17 protein-coding genes are annotated in these 18,331 nt (G+C 45.6%); 7 read left to right on the top strand and 10 right to left on the bottom strand.

The genetic code is table 11. From position 1 onward, the window contains the following. Window positions 1–68: 68 nt before the first annotated feature. Window positions 69–2,381 (bottom strand): hypothetical protein, encoded by a 2,313-nt coding sequence (locus tag QUA70_RS06020; protein ID WP_333345567.1) that lies wholly within the window; start codon window positions 2,379–2,381, stop codon window positions 69–71. A 232-nt stretch (window positions 2,382–2,613) separates the two neighbouring features. Further along, window positions 2,614–2,775, bottom strand: coding sequence for a hypothetical protein (locus tag QUA70_RS06015; protein ID WP_333345565.1), 162 nt, complete (start codon window positions 2,773–2,775; stop codon window positions 2,614–2,616). Between the two features lie 681 nt (window positions 2,776–3,456). Here QUA70_RS06015 and QUA70_RS06010 point away from each other — a divergent pair. The 5 genes from QUA70_RS06010 to QUA70_RS05990 all read left to right on the top strand — a co-directional run bounded on the left by QUA70_RS06010 (window position 3,457) and on the right by QUA70_RS05990 (window position 7,705). Beyond that, window positions 3,457–4,167: a Crp/Fnr family transcriptional regulator gene (locus tag QUA70_RS06010; protein ID WP_333327351.1), complete on the top strand. Its 711-nt coding sequence runs from the start codon at window positions 3,457–3,459 to the stop codon at window positions 4,165–4,167. An 89-nt stretch (window positions 4,168–4,256) separates the two neighbouring features. Further along, window positions 4,257–4,754 (top strand): universal stress protein, encoded by a 498-nt coding sequence (locus QUA70_RS06005; protein WP_333327348.1) that lies wholly within the window; start codon window positions 4,257–4,259, stop codon window positions 4,752–4,754. 262 nt (window positions 4,755–5,016) lie between these two features. After that, a complete protein-coding gene (locus QUA70_RS06000) occupies window positions 5,017–5,772 on the top strand; it encodes a DUF2232 domain-containing protein (protein ID WP_333327345.1) in 756 nt (251 codons plus the stop codon). A gap of 194 nt (window positions 5,773–5,966) precedes the next feature. Next, complete coding sequence (gene cobT, locus QUA70_RS05995) at window positions 5,967–7,097, top strand: nicotinate mononucleotide-dependent phosphoribosyltransferase CobT (protein ID WP_333345564.1); 1,131 nt, start codon at window positions 5,967–5,969, stop codon at window positions 7,095–7,097. 455 nt (window positions 7,098–7,552) lie between these two features. Next, a complete protein-coding gene (locus QUA70_RS05990; RefSeq protein ID WP_333327338.1) occupies window positions 7,553–7,705 on the top strand; it encodes a hypothetical protein in 153 nt (50 codons plus the stop codon). Window positions 7,706–7,811: 106 nt separating this feature from the next. On the opposite strand, the gene QUA70_RS05985 is transcribed toward QUA70_RS05990, so the two are convergent. Continuing rightward, a complete protein-coding gene (locus tag QUA70_RS05985; RefSeq protein ID WP_333327336.1) occupies window positions 7,812–8,369 on the bottom strand; it encodes a hypothetical protein in 558 nt (185 codons plus the stop codon). 770 nt (window positions 8,370–9,139) lie between these two features. Here QUA70_RS05985 and QUA70_RS05980 point away from each other — a divergent pair. Further along, window positions 9,140–10,249, top strand: a complete 1,110-nt coding sequence (locus QUA70_RS05980) for an extracellular solute-binding protein (RefSeq protein WP_333327333.1) — start codon at window positions 9,140–9,142, stop codon at window positions 10,247–10,249. Between the two features lie 171 nt (window positions 10,250–10,420). Here the strand turns inward: QUA70_RS05980 and QUA70_RS05975 are convergent, their stop codons facing one another. The 5 genes from QUA70_RS05975 to QUA70_RS05955 form a co-directional block, all read right to left on the bottom strand. Further along, window positions 10,421–10,813 carry a YwqG family protein gene (locus QUA70_RS05975; RefSeq protein ID WP_333345560.1) on the bottom strand — a complete coding sequence of 131 codons (393 nt, stop codon included), beginning with the start codon at window positions 10,811–10,813 and terminating at the stop codon, window positions 10,421–10,423. A gap of 12 nt (window positions 10,814–10,825) precedes the next feature. Then, a complete protein-coding gene (locus tag QUA70_RS05970; RefSeq protein WP_333345558.1) occupies window positions 10,826–11,359 on the bottom strand; it encodes a YwqG family protein in 534 nt (177 codons plus the stop codon). A gap of 104 nt (window positions 11,360–11,463) precedes the next feature. Further along, window positions 11,464–11,991 carry a hypothetical protein gene (locus tag QUA70_RS05965; protein ID WP_333345556.1) on the bottom strand — a complete coding sequence of 176 codons (528 nt, stop codon included), beginning with the start codon at window positions 11,989–11,991 and terminating at the stop codon, window positions 11,464–11,466. A gap of 206 nt (window positions 11,992–12,197) precedes the next feature. Continuing rightward, complete coding sequence (locus QUA70_RS05960; RefSeq protein ID WP_333327324.1) at window positions 12,198–13,328, bottom strand: aldo/keto reductase; 1,131 nt, start codon at window positions 13,326–13,328, stop codon at window positions 12,198–12,200. 5 nt (window positions 13,329–13,333) lie between these two features. Next, window positions 13,334–13,840 (bottom strand): bifunctional nuclease family protein, encoded by a 507-nt coding sequence (locus QUA70_RS05955; protein WP_006635481.1) that lies wholly within the window; start codon window positions 13,838–13,840, stop codon window positions 13,334–13,336. 380 nt (window positions 13,841–14,220) lie between these two features. Between QUA70_RS05955 and ribE the strand changes: the two genes are divergently transcribed. Then, a complete protein-coding gene (ribE, locus tag QUA70_RS05950; protein ID WP_333327321.1) occupies window positions 14,221–14,934 on the top strand; it encodes a riboflavin synthase in 714 nt (237 codons plus the stop codon). Window positions 14,935–15,135: 201 nt separating this feature from the next. Here ribE and QUA70_RS05945 read toward each other — a convergent pair whose 3' ends face one another. Together QUA70_RS05945 and QUA70_RS05940 are read right to left on the bottom strand one after the other, a co-directional pair. Then, window positions 15,136–16,026 (bottom strand): glycosyltransferase, encoded by an 891-nt coding sequence (locus QUA70_RS05945; protein ID WP_333345554.1) that lies wholly within the window; start codon window positions 16,024–16,026, stop codon window positions 15,136–15,138. Window positions 16,027–16,041: 15 nt separating this feature from the next. Beyond that, the gene (locus QUA70_RS05940; protein WP_333345553.1) at window positions 16,042–18,309 is read right to left on the bottom strand and encodes a hypothetical protein; all 2,268 of its coding nucleotides are present in this window, start codon (window positions 18,307–18,309) and stop codon (window positions 16,042–16,044) included. Between the last annotated feature and the right edge of the window lie 22 nt (window positions 18,310–18,331).

Here is an 18,331-nt window from a genome sequence, read left to right as displayed (position 1 = left end):
CTGTGTCCCGGCTAACTCGCTAAAATCGGTTTTCCCCTCAACAAATCCTGCTTTACTCTCTGTCGAAATTACGTTTTTTTTTTACTTTCTGGAGGACTCGATCGCAGTTCGTTGATTTGGGCAGTTTCTAGAGGGGGAGAATCAGCCAAAGGTCGATCGGTCTCGGTTAAAGTAGCCAAAATTTCGTCTAGCGTCAAATTCGAGTCATCTTCCTCAGCAAACAAGTCATCCTCAAGTTCGTTTTCCAAAACAAAGGGTTCATCCTCAGGTGAGAGTTCCAACACATCGGAGAACAAATCCTCCAGCGTGCCAAGTTCTTCCTCTGCAACCTCGATAAAGGGATTTTTTGCACCGCCCTCCTCGGAGGAACTCGCCGATAAATCCAAGCTGTTAGTGGCTGAGAAATTCGATCGCCCGAAGCTAGTATTTCCCAATCCCTCCAGATTGTAGAGGTCTGTCTCCAACAGTTCCAGAGTATTGTTGTCCAAATTTAGAGCTCGATCGAGGTCATCTTCTAATTCCTCGACCGGCAGCAAATCCTCGTCCGCCGAAGCTTGGATGTAGCCATCATCGAGCCGCTGCGAGGATGAGTCGAACTCACCAGTTTGAACATCGCCGACACTCGGCACATGGGGCGTGCCACTGGGGCGGTTTGGGCTAATTTCGGCAGGCGTTTTCAACGGCGCAGGTTCTGATTGAGGCACTGTAGCGCCGAACTGCTCGCCTCGGTTTTGAGCCGTTTCTAGATTTTCTCGATCGTCCGCGTCAAGTTGCACCTCGGCGGTTGAGGCTGGTGGTTCTGAAACTTGAGGTACTGTTGCTACTTGCGGTTCAAATAAATCGGCACTATCTAAAGTTAGAGATTCTCCAGCATTACCGATTACAAACTCTGAATCTTCATCTACTAAAATATCTTCCCCAGGTTCCCCTTCATCCAGCAGATTTAAAAACAAATCTTCTGTCATTTTTACGGAGTCGGCAGTTTCATTGTCCGACGCCGCTTTTTGATATTGTACAGCCTCACTTGCGGTTTCAAATTCAGTATTTTGAGGCGGAAGAGTTTCGAGTTCTAATTCTACTTCGGCGACCGCTTCTCCCGCGAATAAACTTGCATACAAATCCTCAACATCTTCGTCTCTTCCTGCTAACCTATTTTCCGATTCAGCGCCAGGAAATGAAGTGGGCGTTCGAGATTTTTCGGGTGTATAACCGAACAAATTATCTTCCAACTCGGGGAGCAAAATAGGGGTGTGAATGCGGTCGCGATCGCGCCTCAACTGTCCGAATTGCGGAGAAATTTCTGTACCGGCGTAGGGCAATCTGTCTTGTTCTCCGAATTCGCCGGTGGGATTGGACTGCACCAAGTCTCCACCCTGAGTATCGGGGGCTGACTGGTCGATAGCAGTATTTGAGAGGGCGGGAGCGACAGGAGATCGATCTCCTGCAGTTGCGGTGACTGTTTCGAGATTTGCTAAATCGATCGGCTGTTGAACGTAGGAAGACGCTTCTCGCCCCAACTGTGCGGCCAAGTGGTTGACGAAAGCCGCAAACATCGCCTCGCTCTGCTGGCTCAAACCGTACATATTTTCGAGTTCTTGTCCCAAGGAAGCTTGATAGCTTTGCAGATTTGCTTGCAAAGCCTCGAACACGATACCCATCCTAGAATCGAGACTCATCAGCAGACTGTCAGCACGAGATTGGAACAGTTGCATTTGCTCCAACCTCTGAGCCGGCGTCAGCAGCGGGTGTTCTTCTGAGGTTTGTGGGTTAAGTGTTACCTCAAGAGCCGATTGTTCTGATTGTGCAGTGCCCAAAGAGTTAGGTGCTGCGCTGCTTTGCAATAACTGATTTTCTAGGGAACTTAGAATTTGGGAGAAATCGCTAGTCAAGGTTTCTTCCAAGCGGGCAGTCAGTACCTGCAAGAATTCAGAAATGATTTGCTGTTGGTTTGCTTGTTGCTGAGCTAGGGATTGTTGCTGCTGCCGTTTTGCTTCTAGCTGTTTGATTTCTTGAATTAGAGTTTGCTGCTGTTGCCGCAGAGCTTCTATGTCTTCTTGGAGCGGCCCCGTCAAGCTTGAACGTAGGTGGCTGATTTCTCCGGTTACGGCAAGCATGATTTGCTCTGCTGCTGAGGGGCGAGGGGGTGGCAGAGGCACTTTGGGCACTGGAACTGGTTGCGGGCTGACATTGGGGCGGGCGGGCGCCTTCCGGGCCGCTAGCTTTGAGTCTGACGAAACCAGATAAGCGCGAACTCGCTCTAACAGTTGGCGCTGGTGGACAGTATCGATCGAACCCGTCCAAGGCAAGCGGGGTGCGGGCTTGCTGAGTACCTCGTCAATCTCAGCAATCAGTGCTTGAATTTTGTACTTCTGAGAATTCAAGGGCGGAACCTCTGGGAATGCGGCTTGGGAGAAACTTTACCGAAAAAAGATTGAAGTCAGGCGGCAGCGATGCCAATAGATAGAATAATCTGAATGCGAGTCCGTCAATAATTTACTAATATTTTCTGACAACTGTTAATTAACCTTTGGTCTTCGGCTCGCTTCTATTGCCTATGATAGGTTAGTCGGTACTTCCGCACCAAATGCTCGCTTCTATCAACTGCAAGTGCTGTCAAATTCTGCGTCTGCTTTCCTGTTTCCTGGGCGGGATGTCGATTCCTGTTCGGGATAGGTGCGATCGCACGAAATGAATGCCTTCACCCGCTTGAACGGCGGGCCGCACATCCGTAACCCCAACTTTGGCTACCGTGGTGGCGCGCCACGGTCTCTTCATCTTTCACCGAGTTAGAAAAAACCTCAAACAATTTGCGATTTGGGATGCCGAGATTCGGGATTGTCCCCGTTGACTCGGTTTGAGTAACCTTTTATCATAGCCTTTTATTGGTATTTATGGCTAGATACTAATGGTACAATAATCTCGGGGTAGCAGAAAAGTTTGCTGGGAAGGCGTCGGTTTTGCTCGCTAAGAGCACCTTTAGGCTCGGAATATGTCGATTTTGCTGATCATGCTGACCTTTGACAGCTTCGAGGCAGTTGCAGTCGGATTTTGTCGCTGTATGCCGTGCTTTCGGGCTTGTGCTTGTGCATTGTGCCGATCGACTGCAGGGCCGAGTGACAACAAATCTCTCAGCAGTGTTAAGCTTGTCTTCGCGAAGTGCTTTCAAAGGTAATTCGATCGGCTCAGTCGTTTGCCACATTGCTAAAATTTTGTTAATAAAATTTGCTCAGTGGTATATATCTAAAAAATTATGGTATATTCTTTAGTTTCTAGCTCGCAATGAGCTTGAGGCTATTAATTCCCATATTGAGCCTGTGACCGCAAAACTTTAGAGGTAAAATTGCCGATTTTAGATACTTGTTTCTCAAATCTTGAATCTCAAATCGAATGACTCGGCTGCAAGCTATTTCTAACTGCCCAGCGCAGATCAAGCGCATAAATTAAAATGATGGCCTCATGGAAGACCGCTTTAACACCCGAGATCCGAATTCTAATATAAATCAATTGATAGTTTCTACTCCTTTTTTTGCAGGATTACCCGATCCTGTAATCGAGAGAGCAACTGTCCACATCGTTACCCGCAGTCATCCGTCAAATCAAGTGATTTTACTCGAAAATGACTGGGGAACATCAGTGTATTTTATATTAGATGGTTGGGTGAAAATTCGCACCTACAACCTAGACGGAAAAGAAGTAACACTGAATATTTTAGGGAAAGGAGAACTGTTCGGGGAAATGGCCGCGATCGAAGAAGCACCGCGATCGACAGATGTCATCACCCTAGCGCCCACACTGATCGGCAATATGCCATCTCAGGATTTTGTGCAGCTCATTCATACCGAGCCGCTAGCAGGCATTCGGCTAGCTCAACTGATGGCCCGTCGCCTGCGACAAGTCAACCGCCGCCTGCGTTTGCGAGAGTCTGACAGTACCTCGCGAGTAGCAGATATTCTATTATTTTTGGCAGAGGGGCAAGGGAAAATCATGTCATCAGGAGGTACAGAAATTCCCAACCTGCCACACAGAGAATTGAGCAGCCTCAGCGGGCTGGCTCGCGAAACAGTAACGCGAGTGCTGAGCAAGCTGGAAAAAAAAGGAACTATTCAGCGCGAACGTGACGTTTTGTGCATTCCAGACCTGCACGCCTTGGAACGTCTGTTAGTCTAGAAGTATCAGAGATTGCTAAATTGAATCTAATTCAAAAGCACTCTCTGTTAACTAACTGATATTGATGATTTCCCCCCGGAGGTAAAGCGATGAGTTTTAAGAAAATTTTTGTTGCCTTAGATGATTCTGAACTGAGCCACCGCGTCTTCAGTCAAGCTCTAGATTTAGCTCTCAGGGATCACGCCCAGGTGATGCTATTTAACTGCGTTACTGTCAACACGCTGGGGGAGACGGCAGTGCCAATTCCGGTAGATTTGGGCATGAATGTCGAGTTAATGAATCAAGCTTATCAAGCTCAACGTTTGCGGCTGGAAACCGACGTAAAACAGGCTTCGGGTTTGCTGAAAAATTACTGCGACGCGGCAACCAAACAAGGATTGCAGGTAGAATTTGACTGCAAAATGGACGGTGCTCCTGGGCATAGTATCTGTGAATCCGCCCAAAATTGGGGCGCAGATTTAATAGTGTTGGGGAGGCGCGGCCGGACGGGGCTGGCAGAAGCTTTCCTCGGCAGCGTCAGCAATTATGTCGTTCACCACGCATCTTGTTCGGTTTTTGTAATTCAGGAAGGCAAAACACAAAAATGATGCTGCTGAAAATTTTTGCTGAGAAAATCTATCTAAAATAAGACTCGCGTTGCTACCCAAACCCGGTTTCTGCGAGCAAGATTAAATTTGGCCGAGGTATCCAAATAGTGAAACCGGGAATCAGCCGTATAGCGCGCCAGCCCTGTAAAATCTAAAATCTAAAATCTAAAATCTAAAATCTAAAATCGGAAAACCGGGAATCAGCCGTATAGCGCGCAAGTCCCGTAAAATCTAAAATCTAAAATCTAAAATCTAAAATCGGATGAGTGATTTTTTGTCAGCAGATGCTGCGTCTAATTCGGGCAGTTCACCCAGTACAAATAATGAGCCGGAAACCGCTGATATTTCAGCAAGGGCTGGCGATCGCACAAATCCCGACCCGGGGACGCGCGCCTCTGGGGAAGTGCCTTTAAGGCTCGTAGAAACGGCATTTTTAGCAAGTACCGCTAGCTTGATTTGGCTAGTAAATTATTACTTTCCGCTGGGGCCTTTGCTGCGGGTTTTTTTCCCGATACCCATCGCCCTGGTTTACTTGCGCTGGGGCAACCGAGCCGCTTGGATGGCAGCTTTGGTATCGGGTTTGCTGCTGTCGGTACTTATGGGTCCGACGCGGAGCATTTTATACGTGATGCCTTTTGGAATTATGGGAGTTGCGCTGGGAGGACTTTGGAGGCGCAAAGCGAGTTGGTCATTATCTATTAGTGTGGGCGCGCTAATTGGTACTGTCGGCTTCTTTTTTCGGTTTTGGCTGCTGTCAGCGTTGGTGGGTCAAGATCTATGGGTTTACGTAACGGCCCAGGTAACGGACATGGTGGAATGGGTATTTGTGAAGCTGGGTTGGCTTAATGTACCGAGTTTGAACACAATTGGGGCGATCGCCGCCGGGATGATTTTGGTTAACAATATTGTCTATTTATTTGTAGTGCATTTAGTAGCTTTGCTGCTATTAGATCGTTTAGGAAATCCAATTCCGCGGCCGCCAAGCTGGGTGCAAGTTTTGATCGATTATGAAGAGTAGTTATTGGGCATCGGGCATCGGGCATCGGGCATCGGGCATCGCTAATTGCTAATTGCTACTAAATAACTAATGATTAATAGACCCCTCCTGAAAAGCAAGTCTTGAACAGGCATCCTGCCTGTTCCACAATAATTATTGCAGAGGTCTAATGACTAATAACTGCTAACTAATGACTACTGACTAATGACTAATTTATGATTGGTATTTATACGCAAATTGAACAGGGTCAGCGGTGGCTCGATCGCTATCGGGGACGAAAACCGATATTTGCCTGCGTGTTAGGATTTACCGCTACAGGCTTAATTCCGGGGATTTCAGCCGCAGGAGCAACGCCGCACGATCGACAATTTACTTGTTTAGCCGATGCAGAATTTTTGTATAACGGCCCCCAACCGTCGCCCCAATATCCTTTGCCGCCCCTAGAAGCGGGTGCCTCGCCGGTACTAATATCTCGCGCTGTAGTCGAAGCTTTAGAAATTCCCCTTTACCTATTTAATGCTGGTTTGCCCCTCCCACCTCCCGTACCTGCAATTGATTTGGGCGGCACTCCAGCAAAATGTCTGATTTCTGGGAATGCTTTAGAACTCGAAACAGTCAAACATTTGCTCGAACAAGGATTAATTTGGGGAGCTAAATTGGCTGCTCAAACTAATGGCAGCTATTTAATTTTAGGGGAGTGCGTAGTTGGGGGAACGACTACTGCTTTGGGCGTGTTAATGGGTTTGGGTATTGCAGCGGCGGGCAAAGTTAACAGTTCTCATCCTCGCTGCAATCACGCTCAAAAATTGGCTGCGGTGACAGGGGGACTCAATAATGCTGAGTGGGAAATTGGCGGACAAAACAGCACTCCCTTAGAATTGGTAGCTGCGGTGGGCGATCCGATGCAAATAGTGGTGGCGGCAATGGCGATCGCCGCGAGTCGGACTTGCGGGGTGCTTCTGGCCGGGGGCACGCAAATGTTGGCAGTGTATGCTTTGATGCAAGCCTTAGCCCGTGAATATGCTCTAGTATGGCGTCCCAAACAAGTTGCGGTGGGGACTACGCGCTGGGTGGCCGAAGACCCTACAGGAGACACTGTAGGACTCGCTAATGAGATCAGCGGTGTGCCTCTGTTGGCCGCGCAGCTAAGTTTTGCTGAATCTCGCTACGGGCAACTGCAAGCTTACGATCGTGGCTATGTTAAGGAAGGTGTCGGTGCGGGAGCCTGTGCGATCGCCAGTGGCCTGACTGCAAATTGGACTCCTCCTCAACTCCTTCAAGCTGTTGAAGCTTTAGCCTCGCGGTGTGAAAGTGAAATACCCAAACTAAACGGAGTACCGTTATAATTCGGGCTTCGTGTCTCGTTTGCCGTCGCTCTATTGGGGATATTCATTGCTGAATGTTCGTCATCAAAGACGATCGGAGTCTTACACAGCATCTCTGGGCTTTTACGCCCTTTATCCCCTCGTAGGGAACCCACGCAGAAGTCCTATTTCCTAAGACCAAAAACTATTTTCGTACAACAAACATGGGTTATTTTTTACAGCAGGGCATACCATGCTAACCAGCGGTCTGCCTTTTCTTCCTTTCTCTCGCAGTTTCCCGGTAAGCATATGACTGCTACTATGACCGTTTTGTTATTACAGCCGAGTGAGTGGGTCGCAACCATCTCTATATTAATTCTAATCAACTCTATATGCCAACTCTTTCTATATTTTTGTTTGGCTTATATCCCAACAGCGAACCGGGTACAGTTACGGTGTGGGACTTACGCCAATTGAGTTAAACATTAAAAATTCAGATGCGGCGATCGAGCTGCGAACCTGATTATGCTGCTCACCCAGCTTCGTTTTGGCTGAATAATTATATCACTTGCTGTAGCATTCCTGCTCTCAGATTTACAGAATTTCCTACACAATATCTGGCTTTGATGCAGCAGTATTTCCCCGGCTAATTGCGAGAGCTAAAAAACTCTATGCAATGAATCTATAAGTAGACGATCATAAATCAACGCAACTTGTATTTTTTTGTGATTAGTACCCGCTCCCCGGTAGCAATATTTAATTAGACCCGCCTACCTGTTGCGAGTGCATTCTTTTTGCGAGCAACTGTTCTTCCAAGGCGGCAATTCGATTGTAAGCTGCTGTTAGCTGAGCTGTTAAGCGCTGGATTTGAATCTCTGCGCTCAGCTCTTTTTCCAAGCTTTGAGAATTCTTGTCGAAGTAGCTATCATCTAACAGTATGTCTTTGTGTTCGAGGAGGCCGTCGAGACTGCTGTAGCTTTGATAGGGCGAGGTTTTGTCATTTCCTAGGGTTCCAGAGCGATCGTTTCTCTGTTGCTGGGTCAGCTTCGTCTCCTTGGCAGACTCCAAGAGCTTTTCATTGAGGTTTTCTATGAGTTTGTAGAGGGCCTCGACTTGTTGGCTCAATACTGTAACTTGCTGGCGGAGCGCTTCCATACAATCATCCTTTGGCTCGTAACTTATATCTTTACATTTTAGGTAAATCTTTACATAACTTGGATTTATCACTAAATTATTTAATTTTTGACGTAATTGTTGTGTTCCCAATCCTGACGGTAGACTGAGGGAGCCAGCTTGAAGATAATCGATCGCCATTGGTGAGTCGATTGTAGATTTTAGATTTTAGGTTTTACATAGTCTTGGACACAGGAACCGGGTTGGTTAACCTCCATACTTCGTTCAAACCTTCAATCAGAGTTAAAACGTCGGGTTTCTGAGAGGGGGATCGCAGAGCGTCCTATTAGATTGACTTCGCTCTCGCCCGTGCTTTCAGGATTCAGATGAATGGATTTTTAGTTTTTTTAGTTATTAAGCTGTCGCCGATTTAAAAAGGATTTTTTACTTGGGTTGTGTAAAAAGCGTCATCCCACGGCAGATGGCAGCGCTTTCGTTGTTTCGTTATATTAAAAAATGTAACACAGATGCCGTTGATCGACCCGGCTGGCGAGCACAACTGGCTCAAAGGAACTTCGAGCAGAGAAATTAGGCGTTAAGTTGACGGCGTTTTCGGCATCCGAAAGCTCGATCGACAAACTAGAAGGTAAAATCAGGGCAAGAGTCAAACAGACTCTCTTGGCAGCAGACTTAAAAGGGAGCAGAACCGAGTACAATGGCTCTGTGTTTGAGGAAAAAATAAAACTGAGATCTTGCACCATTCTCGCTTAACAGGCTTTCCGGCCTGTTCCACAAGAAAATTCACTCTTTGTGGAACAGGCCGGAAAGCCTGTTCATAAAAAGCTTATTGAGAATGGTGCAACATTTCAGATAAAACAAATCTGCGCCAACTAACGGACTCGACAAACAATTATTTTCCGGGTCGCAGAACACAAAAAGATCGGTCAATATTTAGAAAAGCGGATTCACAGGTGAAACGAAGGTCTTTGCTATTGGGGGCCGCCACCCTAACTTTAAGTCAATTGGCGGCAGGGTGCGACTCGAAGCCCATTCTCAAAATTCGATCGCTCAAAAACGGTATTCCGGCCCAACTGGTAAGCAAATTTAGCCGCGATGTACAACCGTCTCCGCTTTTGCAAGTAACGCAAGAACCACAATTAAAAGAATTATTCGCCCTATTGCAGGAGTGGAAACAGGTTCCCAAATCAAAAAATCAAGCTGACTTAGTGATGTTGGGAGATTACTGGCTGACTTTGGCAATTCGGCAAAAATTGATTCAGCCGATCGATCCTGCTAAGTTTGCTAATTGGTCACAATTGCCCGAAAGATGGCAACAACTCGTCAGGCGCAATGATGACGGTAAATTAGACGCTAAAGGTAAAATTTGGGGCGCACCTTACCGCTGGGGAAGTACGGTAATTGCCTATCGAACCGACAAATTTAAGGCTTTGGGGTGGACTCCGACAGATTGGAAAGACTTGTGGCGATCGGAATTGCGCGATCGAATTTCTCTGCCAGACAGTGCCAGAGAAGTTATCGGTTTAACATTAAAAAAAATCGGAAAATCTTACAATACGCAGCAATTAGATCAAGTCCCAAATCTTAAAAAAGAACTCGCAAATCTGCACCAACAAGTTAAACTGTATAGTTCTGACGCTTACCTGCAACCATTAATTTTAGGCGATACTTGGTTAGCCGTAGGTTCCTCTGGGGACTTGCTGCCCCTGTTGCAAACTCAAAAGGATATTGCTTTAGTAGTTCCGGTTTCTGGAACTGCACTTTGGACGGATTTGTGGGTAGAACCAGCATCGGGGAATCCAGTTTCTTTAGTGGAAAAATGGATTGATTTTTGCTTGCAGCCTCGGGTTGCTCCTCAATTATCTTTGCTGGCTAAGGCTAGTTCGCCGATAATTGTTGGCATGAAACCCGAGGATTTGCCGGAAGCTGTTCGCACTAATTCTGTGTTGTTGCCGGATGCGAAGATTCTTGCTGCTAGCGACTTTCTGCTGCCGTTTGGGGATGCTGGTATTGCCCAATATCGATCGCTATGGCAAGAAATTCGGCAAGTAGTGAAAAGTTAAAATGTAGGGTGCGTCAGTCACCAGCCCAAAAGCGCCGAGAAAATTATCAAAACTGACGCACCTTAAACCGTAGGGTTCATCAGTCACCAGCCTTGTGTGTGTAGCAAAGCAACAAACGGCAGTGAAATAACAAACAAAACAGCAGGGGCGGAAAGTGTTAGTATTTTAATTTTAAGAACAATCGTAATTATAAATCACCTGGGAAAAATCTAAATTTTCTAAGTCCTCAGCACGAATCAAAAAGTTACCTACTCCACAATCACCCCAACAAATCTCATCATCACTAATCATGTGTAAGAGTACAACTTTATGGTCTTTGTATTGCGGACTATCCTCACGAGGATCAGTTTGCGTAAAGTAGCCGTATCCCCCTATTTTATGGTGATTCTCGTATATATTACCAGAATACCACTCAAATAACCTATTATCATCTTCCCAAATTATATCCAAATAATTTTGAAGCTTTTGTTCTCCCAAAAAAGTATCAAATTGATAGTCCGCTGGATTCACCCACGACTTGTCAAAACTAAACTGTAAAGCCAAACATTCTTGATAATTATTCACATCTTGGTGCTGTCAAGGTGAATAATAATGTTCATAAACACAATCGGAAGGAGGATAATCAATCGGACAATTATTTTCGTCAAAAGCTTGCCACCCACTAAATTTTTGATTATTTAAAGTTGAATAGGTCTCATTTAGATCCACTAAAAAACCAAAATCTGTTTGACAATTATTTTTGTCAATTTTGTAAAAATACAATATTTTGAAATCTTTTTGATTGTCCAACTTCTCTATATCCATTCCATACCAACCTTGATTGTTACTAATATAAAATTGCAAAATTCCTTGTTTGGGGAAAGGCGCTAAATATGGCACTTGGGCAAAGATTTCCTCAAAATTGAGTTGTGCCAAAAGGTGCATATATTTTCCATCACTATCTTTGGGAAAATCGTAACCTTTCGGCAAGTAAGGCACTCCGCCAAATTTGCTTGACCAGAAATCAGTCGCCTTTCGTTCGTAAGTGATTTTGATAACAGGCTTTTCTGAACTTTCAATTTCTTGGCGAAAAGGTTCTAATTCAGCAGGAAGCTCAAGGTTTGTTTTCATTTTTTTATGCAAATTATAAACCGCATTTATTAGCTCAAATTCACGGTGCGTCTGCTCTTGATTTATCGATTCTCCAAAACATAACTCGCTGCTGGCACAGACTCCTAAAAGCCTTTGAGTTTGCCTCGAAGACCTGGATTTGAGAGAGATTCTAAATCAATACGACAGTTAAGCCGATCGCCCTTGCACGAATAAACTGCCACAGCAGTGCCTTGACGGTTGCAAACTCGCACATTGTAACCGTATTCGCTGGCGACAGTGCCGAAGCGGTTGACAAACTGATAGCGTTCCATATAATCGAGCAAACTCCAAAGTTGGCGGTTGACTATGAGAATTACCCAAGTATTGCCGGGATCGACAAACCAGCGATCGAGCAATTTGCCACCAAACTGTTTTTGAGCTAACCACAGACTCGGCACGCTTTTTTCGGTTTGCGAAAGCGGGGGCGACGGGAAATTAGCAGCGCTGCCAGTCGGGCAGACTGGCTGCTGGGAAAATGCCGCAGATTGCTCCTGCAGCAAGGCTCCGAGACACGCAGAACCCGCTATCAGGAACAAAAATAAACTTTTTGTCAAAATGCCGTGCCTGCGGCGGGAAACTTGATTTTTGTGGCGAAAGTTGTGGTAATTCATAAATTGGCAAGTGCCTGTTTTTTACAAAAGTTATCTGTTAATATCGAGTCCTGTAAAATTGGTTTGTAGTGAATAATGTAGTGCTCAGGAAATTAATTTTGATGACTGAAGTTCTTACTGCGAATCGGCACAATTGTTGTTAAAATTCCGAATTATTGCAACACTTAGATAGGCTCGATCGACCTTTTCCCTGCTTCACCTTTCTTTCAATCCCACAACCGCCTGCCTGCTTTGCCGCCGAGTCGCTGGTGAGTATCTTTGAGCAAAGTTGGGATGTCTAACTCTTCGGGACACCGGGGCAAACATTCGCCACAATCGGTGCAGCGGTTGGCTTTGCTACCGGGAAACCAGTGTCCGGCATTTTCAAACATGGCGTAGCGGTATTTGCCAAAGTCAGTCATGTCGCACCCGACGGCGAGATTGCGGAGTCGCAATACTTCGGGAATGTTGATGTTTTCCGGGCAAGGCAAACAGGCATAGCACTGGCTGCATTTGTCGGTTTTCAAAGTGGCTGCAATAACCGACTCTAGCCGATCGAACGCAGCGATTTCGGCGTTGGTGAGGGGAAAGTCGCGATCGCAATATTTCAGGGGTTGCTCTAATTCTGTCGCATTTGCAGGGCCCACACTCAAAGTCCCAATCCTAGTATCGCTAAGTAAAAACCGATAGTTTAACTCTAAGGGCGACAAAGGCGAGCACAATTGTGCGAGAGTTTCCGGGGGCGTGTAGAGTTGCCCTCCTTTATCTGCGGGGGAAATGATGAAAACGCCCATATCTTTGTGCTTGGCGAGTTCAATTGCCGGGGCGTTGCGCTGAAAAAAATAGTAATAATGCAGATTGACAAATTCAAATAAATCTGTATTTATTGCAGCCAAAATCAGATCCAGAGGCCCGTGAGTAGAAAAGCCGACGTGCCGAATGCGACCATCAGCCAGGGCTTTGCGTACAGATTCCATGCAGCCTGTGGGATCTCGCACCCAAGCCAAATGTGCCCAAGTATTCAAACCGTGAATTGCCAGACAATCGATATAGTCTAAATTCAAGCGTTTGAGGGATGCGTCAATGCAGCGTTCCATTGCAGCAGCATCCTGCGTTGGGGAAATTTTCGTAGTGACGTGGAGGCGCGATCGATCGACAGACAAACCAGCCGAAAGGGCCGCGCCAAGATATTCCTCGCTGCAACCGTAACCCGCAGCCGTTTCCAGGTGATTGATTCCCTGAGACACTGCCTGTTGTACAGTCTGACAGGCAGTTTCCTCAGAAGCCAAATAGCGCATGGTTCCCAAGGAAAATACAGACAGGTGCAACTCCGTTTTGCCAAACCGTCGATAGCGCATAAAGTTTAGGAAGTTTCGCCTGGGCTGAAGCCGCTTCTCTTAATCAAATCCTCTGGACGGAGGTTTGAGATAAATTCCCGGAAGGCCCGGCGTTCGGCCTCATCAGCATCTCGATCGACAGGTATCGAAGCATCGGCGACGACTTCTTCCATCACCCAGATGGGGCAGTTCGTTCGCAGGGCTAGGGCGATCGCGTCGCTAGGTCGGGCATCGATCTCTTTTTTAACTTCTCCCTGACGGACGATCAGGACGGCATAGAACGTGTTATCTTGCAGCGAGTGAATAACTATGCGCTCCAAGGTAAGACTCCATGCCTCCAAGAAATTGACCATCAGATCGTGAGTTAAGGGCCGAGGAGGCTTGTGGCCTTCGATGGCGCTAATAATAGCCTTTGCTTGCTCCTGACCGATATAAATAGGCAAAGCCCGTCGCTCAGTAGCGTCTCTCAATAGGACAATAGGACTGCGCGTGGCTGCATCTAAGGCAATTCCAGCGACTTTCATTTCAATCATTCGATCGGCCTCATAGAATTAAGAAACTGTAAGGCAGTAGAGAACTTGGACATAAAGATCACCTAAATCCAGTATGACTTGATCTTCGCCTGAATCTGCAACAGATCTGGGACTGTCGGTTTTAGATTTTAGATTTTAGATTGACCGAAAGCATCCAGGATACAAGCCCCCGGATTCATCCGTCCAGAAATAAAAAACCTGTATCCGATGAAACTTGCCCCCCGAATTTATCCGTGGGGTCAAGGCTTCAATTCTTTAATCTTTAATCTAAAATCGCGCAATCGATTGACTCCGCGGGAGAGGGGGACGGCCAAACCTCCGGTCTCTGGTTTGTCCCTGTGGTTTGATGTAAATAAGCCATCAACTACGGAAAAATACTTATGTTTACAGGACTAATTCAATCTCTCGGAAAGCTGAAGTCGCTAGGCAACGATTATTTCCAAATTTCCTGCACATCAAACAACTCCTACCTAATTTTACAAGATTTAGCCATTGGGGACAGCGTAGCCGTGGATGGAGTCTGTTTGACGGTGGTGGAAGTCCTGCCGCAAGGTTTTGTCGCCGTCGCTTCTCCAGAAACCCTGCGCCGCACAACTCTGGGATCATTCCCCGATGCTTTGGTCAACTTAGAAACCTCCCTGCGCGCCGGTAGCAAATTGGGGGGACATTTCGTGACGGGGCACGTAGATGCGATCGGCACTTTAGCCACATCAACCCAAACCGCCAACGCTTGGGAGATGCGGTTTACTGCCCCACCAACAGCAAATTCGGGATGGCAACGTCAAATCGCACCTTACATCGTTTCCAAGGGCAGTATCGCCGTCAACGGCATCAGCTTAACCGTGGCAGATTGCGATGCTGACGGCAATTGGTTTGAAGTTGCTGTCATTCCCCACAGTTTTGGTGAGACAAACCTCAGCTATTTGCAACCAGGAAGTTTAGTAAACTTAGAAGCAGATATTCTGGGCAAATATGTCGCCAAATTTCTCCGCAGCGGCTCAAAATCCCATCCCGAACCGTGGGAAGAAACCCCCACAATCAACAGTTTGGGAACAATTACACCAGAATTCTTAGCAGAACACGGATTTATCTAATCGTAGCCAACATCAAACTCGGCGGTGGAAAACGCTACTATACAAACGAAGTCCGCCTCTGCGGACTAAAGAATAAACTTGTAGGGTGCGTCAGCAGCCAATTATTCTATCAATAATTGACGGCTAAAACCAGACGCACCCTACTAACTCTTAATTCTCTCTCTGTGATCTCTGCGCTCTCTGTGGTTAATTAATAAAACTCTATTCCTCAACAAAATTGTTTTTCTCCCAAAACAATCCCGCAGCAATTCCCGCCTGAGAAACTACAAACAATGCAGCAATTAATAGCTTTTGAAAGCCCGGTGCGTGGAAAAATGGATAAGTTAGCAAATTCAGATAAAATGACGGATGTTGTAGTTTCCCATTAGTCCCGCGTTTCGAGATCATTTGCTGAAACAAAAAAGCACCTCTACCATAATTGAATTGTTGTTTCCAAAATTTGCGAAGAGTTAGTGCGTGTGAGTGATAAACTATAACTTCGGGAGCGTAAATTGCGATATTGCCCGAATGCAACCACCGATCGCAAAATTCCCGGTCTTCTCCAGCCGCTAGAGAAAAAGTCGTGTCAAACCCGCCGATTTTTTGGAAAGCCTCAGCGGGAAGGGCAAAATTGTTAGAAGTGAAAAATTGCGCGCGATCGCCAAGAGCATTATAGTAACTGTAAAGGTAATCGATCAGTTGCTGGCTGGCAGTAGAATAAATGTTATCCGGCAGCGCGTTTACAGTTCGACCTCCGATTAAGCAATCTGGTGTTTCCACAAATCGCTTTTCCAGATTTTGCAGCCAATCTACCCCCACAGTACAGTCATCGTCTGTAAACACTAAAAATTTGCCTTCTGCTGCAAAAGATCCAGTATTTCGCGCCGTTGCAGGGCCTGAGTTTGGTTGTGTCAGAAGGGTGATATTTAGCTGATTTTTAAAAGGGGAAATTGTATTTTCGACAGAGATTTCGGTGCTATCGTTGACGACGATAACTTGAAATTTATCGCGCGGATATTCAATTTCAACAAAAGACTGAAGACACTCTGCTAATTTATCGGGGCGATTGTAGGTCGGAACAATAATTGAAAATAGAGTTTTAGCTTGGTTCATGATAACTAATAACTTTTAATTTTTCAAGCGATATAGCACCGACTCAGTATTAAAATCTTTCCCAAAAACTGGTTGCAGCGGGCCCTGGGCACTTGTCAGCCAAGAGAGAGCTTTTCTGGTAGCTGCGTTGGTCTCAGTCAGGGGCCCGAATCCCACAGTCCTAATTTTATTGTGCCGCAGGTTGTCAATCCATGCCGAAAGTCGATCGGCTCTAAACGGCACATATAAAACTTGTCTGTCCAAATTTCTCCCGTAAAACAGGTAGCTGCGCGAACTTAAAAAGAAGCCTATTCTTTCATCTGGTACTGTATTTTTATCAATATATTCGTAAATACCACGATACAGTTCGGTGCGTGCAAAATCTCGCTTTTCCCTCCAATGACCAATTACTATCAATCCTATACAGACACCAATTATTACTATGTAAATCGATTTTTTGCGGGTGGGAAATAGATGATTCAGCAATCCGAAGCCAGGATTAATTTTCAACAATATCGCAGCTAGAGTCAGTGACACAATATAAAATATCGGATATGGTAATATATATTGCCAACTGGGGCGTAATATTTTTCCTATCCTATTAATAGCTTCTCCTGGGTTAGACTTCAAATTGTCAATCAACAAACTCCCCCAAACAATACTATCTCCGGTGAAAGAAGCATTTTTAATATAATCAAAAATTGTGTTGCTAGTAATTCCGAAAAAACCACTAACCAAAACCACGGCCAGAACAACTTGATTTTGAGTTTTCAAGAGAGTTGCTGTAGCTGCTGCGGCGATGGCGAGTACGCTTAAAAAGGGAAATCCGTATCTGAGGTTAAAACCGAGTATAGGGCTGAGTTGACCGATCGACTCTCCGACAGTACCGGAGGTGTAAGGTGTAATTAAATACAGAATTCCTGTACTGGCGAGAAGTATAATTAAAATAATATTATTGTGATTAATTATTCTGGTTTTACCCTGGATAAAAGCCAGAGGTCCTGCCAATACCTGAAGTGCGATCGCCAGAAAGGGCAGTTGCAATCTAATGATAATTTGTAAGCCGACAGTTTGCCAGTGGGAAATATTGTTAGGATTAAATTGAGCTGCTAAAGTGCTTTGCCAAATCTTTAGAAGTGGCGAAGCGGGCGGCTGCTTTACCGGAGGTATTGGAGACGGTAAGGGAACAGGCTCTAAGGGAATTTTAATATCGCCGACTTCGGCGACAGGATAATTGATTTGCAGCAAGTTTCTCGCATACCAAAAACCTCCTAAAAGCAAGCAACAAGCTATGCCGCACAGCAAGACTGGTTTGAGAAAGTGGCGAATTCTAAAATTAGCTGGTGTAGATTTTTTATCAACCGCGAATCTTTTAATTTCTAATATTGCTAATCCTCCTAAAAGTGAGGCTGCATAGACGATTCCAGTAATTTTTATTCCAGCTAGCATTCCTGTGGCTGCCAAAAATAGGGAAAGTTCGGATTGCGATCGGCTGCTATGATAGGATAAACCTAGATACAAACCCACTGTAAATATTGCAGCTAGCGGTAAGTCGGGGTGAATGGTGTTAACTTGGTTGAGCATCATGGGTACTGTCAATACTAAAGATGCTGCTGCCATACCGTGAATTCGCCTTGCTCCAAATTTTACGCTCAAGAGATAGACGGCAATTCCCTCAAGTACCCAAGCAATCAGCAGGGGAAAAGCTGCGAGAAAGTCTTCTTTGAATGGGATTACACACAAAGCAGATAAAACGTGCCAATTGTAGGGATATACTCTGGCTTGTTCTTGTTCAAAAATCCAATTTCCGGCGGCATCTAATAAAGTAAATGAATGGGTTTGATACCATCGGGCGATCGCAGGTAGGTGAAACCACAATGAGTCATAATTGGTTGTGGGTTTGGTTGCCAGAGTTTCCAACAGCACAACTCCTACAACAGCGGTGGCAACAATAATTAGGGATTCTGAGTAGCCCAAAGGTTGCTTTAGTGGGGGAATCTGCCACTGCGAGAAGGTAAAAGCTGTGTGGTTTTTGGCATAAATCAGGCTCAAGCCGATCGCACAAATCAGCATTTCTGCTATAATCACCCCAGCAATATTTAGGCGATCGGCACTTCCTAAAATCAAGCCTGTACAAACTTGTGCAATACTCCATCCCGTCAGGAGTACGAGGAGAAAATGGGGAAATGAATAGTTATTGTTTTCTTTTTGATTCTCGAAGGCAAGAGACAAGCTTAAGGGAATCGGCCCGACTAGAATAATCAGAAATAAAATTAATTCCCAAAAATGCTGCGCTATTAGCATAAGCTGCAAGTTACCATTTTTT

This window comes from Microcoleus sp. LAD1_D5, assembly GCF_036702115.1.
GTDB lineage: Bacteria > Cyanobacteriota > Cyanobacteriia > Cyanobacteriales > Microcoleaceae > Microcoleus.
Note: the sequence above shows the minus strand (reverse complement) of the source record. Positions and strands in the feature narration are given on the sequence as shown.

Coding starts and splice junctions, on each gene's coding strand:
- QUA70_RS06015 (WP_333345565.1), bottom strand. CDS start 2,775: ATGAAGAGACCGTGGCGCGCCACCACGGTAGCCAAAGTTGGGGTTACG.
- QUA70_RS05955 (WP_006635481.1), bottom strand. CDS start 13,840: ATGATTGAAATGAAAGTCGCTGGAATTGCCTTAGATGCAGCCACGCGC.
- ribE (WP_333327321.1), top strand. CDS start 14,221: ATGTTTACAGGACTAATTCAATCTCTCGGAAAGCTGAAGTCGCTAGGC.
- QUA70_RS06000 (WP_333327345.1), top strand. CDS start 5,017: ATGAGTGATTTTTTGTCAGCAGATGCTGCGTCTAATTCGGGCAGTTCA.
- cobT (WP_333345564.1), top strand. CDS start 5,967: ATGATTGGTATTTATACGCAAATTGAACAGGGTCAGCGGTGGCTCGAT.
- QUA70_RS05965 (WP_333345556.1), bottom strand. CDS start 11,991: ATGAATTACCACAACTTTCGCCACAAAAATCAAGTTTCCCGCCGCAGG.
- QUA70_RS05970 (WP_333345558.1), bottom strand. CDS start 11,359: ATGAAAACAAACCTTGAGCTTCCTGCTGAATTAGAACCTTTTCGCCAA.
- QUA70_RS05985 (WP_333327336.1), bottom strand. CDS start 8,369: ATGGCGATCGATTATCTTCAAGCTGGCTCCCTCAGTCTACCGTCAGGA.
- QUA70_RS05940 (WP_333345553.1), bottom strand. CDS start 18,309: ATGCTAATAGCGCAGCATTTTTGGGAATTAATTTTATTTCTGATTATT.
- QUA70_RS06010 (WP_333327351.1), top strand. CDS start 3,457: ATGGAAGACCGCTTTAACACCCGAGATCCGAATTCTAATATAAATCAA.
- QUA70_RS05945 (WP_333345554.1), bottom strand. CDS start 16,026: ATGAACCAAGCTAAAACTCTATTTTCAATTATTGTTCCGACCTACAAT.
- QUA70_RS05960 (WP_333327324.1), bottom strand. CDS start 13,328: ATGCGCTATCGACGGTTTGGCAAAACGGAGTTGCACCTGTCTGTATTT.
- QUA70_RS06005 (WP_333327348.1), top strand. CDS start 4,257: ATGAGTTTTAAGAAAATTTTTGTTGCCTTAGATGATTCTGAACTGAGC.
- QUA70_RS05990 (WP_333327338.1), top strand. CDS start 7,553: ATGCGGCGATCGAGCTGCGAACCTGATTATGCTGCTCACCCAGCTTCG.